The organism is Aerococcus sp. L_32 (assembly GCF_050689315.1).
The window spans coordinates 1-985 of sequence record NZ_JBOEQF010000649.1 but is presented as its reverse complement, the minus strand read 5'-3'; the positions used below and the strand labels follow the sequence as shown (position 1 = coordinate 985).

At 40.4% G+C, this 985-nt stretch carries 1 protein-coding gene and 1 pseudogene; both read right to left on the bottom strand.

The genetic code is table 11. The features are described 5' to 3' along the window. Positions 1–673 (bottom strand): ABC transporter ATP-binding protein (locus ACRCJ0_RS15445; RefSeq protein ID WP_431391074.1); only part of this gene is annotated, 673 nt, incomplete at its 3' end. Further along, positions 673–985, bottom strand: a pseudogene (locus tag ACRCJ0_RS15440) (ABC transporter permease); the annotation flags it as partial. The pseudogene ACRCJ0_RS15440 and the gene ACRCJ0_RS15445, both read right to left, overlap by 1 nt.

Below are 985 nucleotides of genomic sequence, written 5' to 3'. Positions count from 1 at the left end.
GAAGGATCATCCGGTTACCATATAGTAAGGCATCTTGTAGATTATGAGTAATCATTAGGGCTGTTAGGTTGTGGTCTTTTACTTGGTCTGATGAAATTTCTAGGATACGTTTAGATGTCTTTGCGTCTAAAGCTGCTGTATGTTCATCTAATAGTAAAATTTCTGGTTTAGTGATAGTTGCCATCAATAAGGCAATCGCTTGTCTTTGCCCTCCGGATAATAAGCCGATTTCAGCATCCAATCGATTTTCTAAGCCTAAATGCAATTGGCTTAATGCCTCTTGGAATTGTTTGCGGTTGTCCTCTTTAATAGCTAAACCTAGACCTCGTTTTTGACCGCGTTTCAAAGCTAATGATAAGTTTTCTTCAACGGTCATACGAGGTGCTGTCCCCATTGACGGGTTTTGGAATACGCGGGAAACAAATTTAGCTCGGTCCTCTTCAGCAAGACGACTAATATCTTTATTGTTTAAAGTGATGGCACCGGAGTCTAACAGGAAGGTGCCGGCAATGGCGTTCAATAAGGTTGATTTCCCTGCCCCGTTACCCCCAACAATGGTAATGAAGTCGCCCTTCTCTACTGTTAACGATAAGTCATCTAAGGCTGCAAAGGCATCCGGTGTTCGTTTGTTAAATACTTTTCTCGCTTGGTTAATTTCTAATAAAGTCGTCATTATTTAGCCACCTTTCTGTATTCACGGTAGTCAGCCACTTTATTTTGAATGGTTGGAACAGCCAGACATAAAGCAACGATAATTGCTGAGAATAGACGGAAGTCATTCGCTTCAAAGTTCATCATTAAGACAATCGTTAATAGTAAACGGTAAATAATTGAACCCACTAGGATTGTGATAAAGCGAACCCCTAATTTCACATTGCGGAAGAGGACTTCCCCGATAATAATAGAAGCTAAACCGATAACAACAGTACCAACACCCATTTGAATATCAGCATAGCCGTTATCAGTAGAGACAATATAACCTGAC